At 66.7% G+C, this 2,740-nt stretch carries 5 protein-coding genes; 3 read left to right on the top strand and 2 right to left on the bottom strand.

The annotated features are described in order from the left end of the window. The coding region (locus AX721_RS28080) for a PEPxxWA-CTERM sorting domain-containing protein (protein ID WP_068877503.1) at positions 1–413 on the top strand (413 nt) is incomplete at its 5' end. 165 nt (positions 414–578) lie between these two features. Next, the gene (locus AX721_RS18745; protein ID WP_068877502.1) at positions 579–968 is read left to right on the top strand and encodes a hypothetical protein; all 390 of its coding nucleotides are present in this window, start codon (positions 579–581) and stop codon (positions 966–968) included. 28 nt (positions 969–996) lie between these two features. Here AX721_RS18745 and AX721_RS18740 read toward each other — a convergent pair whose 3' ends face one another. Continuing rightward, positions 997–1,425, bottom strand: a complete 429-nt coding sequence (locus tag AX721_RS18740; protein ID WP_068877501.1) for a hypothetical protein — start codon at positions 1,423–1,425, stop codon at positions 997–999. A gap of 200 nt (positions 1,426–1,625) precedes the next feature. On the opposite strand from AX721_RS18740, the gene AX721_RS18735 reads away from it, so the two are divergent. Then, the gene (locus AX721_RS18735; RefSeq protein ID WP_068877500.1) at positions 1,626–2,339 is read left to right on the top strand and encodes a hypothetical protein; all 714 of its coding nucleotides are present in this window, start codon (positions 1,626–1,628) and stop codon (positions 2,337–2,339) included. A gap of 187 nt (positions 2,340–2,526) precedes the next feature. Here AX721_RS18735 and AX721_RS28435 read toward each other — a convergent pair. Continuing rightward, positions 2,527–2,740, bottom strand: a 214-nt coding sequence (locus AX721_RS28435) for a hypothetical protein (RefSeq protein WP_231733257.1), incomplete at its 5' end; no start/stop codon positions are given.

Here is a 2,740-nt window from a genome sequence, read left to right as displayed (position 1 = left end):
TCGGCAGCGACGGCGGACTGACCTTCCTCGACATCTATACGCCCGGCGGCACCTTCACCGCGGCCGAACTCAACATCAACGCGCCGAGGCAGACCGTCTGGTCGATCACCTTGCGCGGCTATGACGCCGGCGGCGTGGAGTTCACCCAGTACGTCGACAAGACCCTCGACCCCTACGACCCGGGTCCGGTGACCTTCGACGGCATGACCAACAACAGCTTCTTCAACTTCAAGGCCACGGACGGCGATGTGTTCACCCACATCAGCTTCACGACCTCAGGCGACGTGGCGCTCGGCCAGCTTCGGCTCGGCGACATCACCGCGGTCCCCGAGCCTTCGACCTGGGCGATGATGATCATGGGCTTCGGCTTCGCGGGCGCCCTCATGCGCCGGCGGAGGACCGCGCTCGCCTGAGGCATCCCCAACTCTGAGCGAGAGAGAAGCCCCAGCCTCAAGGCTGGGGCTTCGTCGTTTCCGAGCGGCCCACCGGCCTGGCACGGGGCTCCCTCACGCCGCCCGGGCGGAACCTGGGCGCGCAGGGATGGTTTCCTCTACCCAGAGGAATAAGGAAAACGTCCCATGCGCATTCCGCTCTATGCGGCCGGTCTCAGCCTGGTGCTCGCCTGCGCCGCCCAGGCCCAGGCGGCGGCCGGCCAGCCCGGCGCGGTGAATCCGGCGCCGCCGACCTCCCCGGCGCCGACTGCGCCGGCCAGCCCGCCCGCCGTCGACACCAGCGCCACGACCTCACCCTACAAGACCGGCATGCCGATCAAGGACGCCCAGGGCGCGACCATCGGGACGATCGCCCGGGTGATCCGCACGCCCGACGGGGCCACCACGATCTCGGCCAGCGTCGACGGCCGAAACGTGAACCTGCCGGCCTCGGCCCTGAGCCCCAGCGCCGATGGCGGCGCCGTCAGCTCGATGAGCAAGGCGGAGATCACGGCCTCGACCCTGCCGCCGACCTGATCCGGCGGCGCGGCCGGAGCGGGGCGCTCTAGAACAGGTCGCCGTATCGGTATTCGACGCCGCCGCCGTAGCCCGCGTATTCGCGCGCCTGGACCAAGCCGCCGGTAGGGGCGGAGTCGACGTCTGTGCTGTCGCCGTCGAGCGCGTAGTAGAACTCGCCGCCGCTGCCCGACTTGCCACTGCCGAACTTGATGGCGGCGCCCACCAGTTCGCCCTCGGCCAGTTGCGGATTGCGCGCCAGGATCTCGGCCAGCGCGTCCTCGTACCAGGTGTCGAGGTCGTCGTTCACGGCGTCCGGCGTCTCCACCTTCACGAACGAGAACTCGTCGTCCTCCAGGTCGTCCGGCGTCAGGTCGAAGTAGAAGGTCACGTGCGAGATGTCCTTGGGCATCGTCGCGAAGCTGCCCCCGTCCTTCTCGGCGTCGACGGGCGGATCGGTGATCGTGTTCTTGGGCATGGCGTGTCTCCCTGCGAAACTTGTGGACCCCACGAAGCCGCGGGCGCGGTGAAGAACACCGGAACGATCAGGCTTAAATTCCGGGCAAGCTTGTTCGCGGCGCGCAATCGTCGGCCCCCGACGTCGCGAAGACGTCCGGGGTGGCCGTGGACCGTCCCGGCGCGATAGGCTCCCATGCGGGCGCTCAGGGAGGGCTGGCGGTGTCGCAGGGGTCGCTGAGGGGGGTCGAGGAACTGCTGGTCGCGGTCGCAGTCCTGCTGGCCGCGCTCATCGGCGCCATCCTGGTGGTCGCGGCAAACCTGCCCAAGCCCAGCAGCGTTTCCGACTGGCTGACCATCGTCCTCGCTCTCGCGGCGGTCGGCCAGATCGTGATCGCGGGCCTGTCGCTGCAGAGCCTGCGCCACGCCCAGGTCGCCGCCGACGCCGCCCTCAAGTCCCTTGCCGCAAGCCGGGAGAACGCGCAGCGACAGCTACGCGCCTATGTCGCCGTGAAGTCGTTCGAGTCCCTCGACTTCGAGGCCGGCAAGCCCCTGAGAGTGCGGGTCAACTACGCCAACACGGGCCAGACGCCCGCCCACGAACTGAGCGTCGATACGCTCGTCGGCGTCTACGACGCCGACGCGGCGGTCGCGTTTCCGACGCAGGCCGCCCATCCGCCCGAGCGCGGCTCGGTCGCCCACCTCGGGGCCCAGAGCGAGATCGCGCAGACCAGCCGCATGGACCGGGCTTTGACCGTCGACGAGATGGAGGCCATGAAGGCCGGCCGCCTGAAGATCGTATGCTGCGGACGGATTTCCTACCGCGACGTCTTCGATGAGGCCCAGCACACCGACTTCCACGCGACGCTATGCGCGACCAACGCCCACGGCCTGACCGAATTCCGCCGCTCCCCCGTGGGGAACCATGGCACCTGACGATTTGCTGGAAAGCTGGAGCGGGTGAGGGGAATCGAACCCCTGACATTCAGCTTGGGAAGCCGGGCAGTTTTCAAGAAAATCAAAGACTTAGATTCAAAACACTTCTAAAAGCATCCGTTCTACATCAATGACTTAGGTGCGGATTGCAAAACCCTAGCGCAGCGGCGCTGTTATACCCAGCATTTCAATAGGGCCACTTTCCAACGATGTGTCGCTGCTTCGCGACATAGTGAGGCCGGTTGGTAAGGTTCATGATCAACGCGACTGCCGAGGTCGTGAACTGGCCGACTGGAGACACCAACACCTCGCCCATTGTCTCGGACTCATAGTCGTGGGCTTTGAGGTGAGGATCGGCGTGCAATAGGCACCCCCTTCGTGGGGTGATCGGCGTGCAAAAA

This window comes from Phenylobacterium sp. CCH9-H3 (genome assembly GCF_001557235.1).
Taxonomy (GTDB): domain Bacteria; phylum Pseudomonadota; class Alphaproteobacteria; order Caulobacterales; family Caulobacteraceae; genus Phenylobacterium.
The sequence above is the reverse complement of the archived record's forward strand: the minus strand, read 5'-3'. Positions and strand labels throughout refer to the sequence as shown.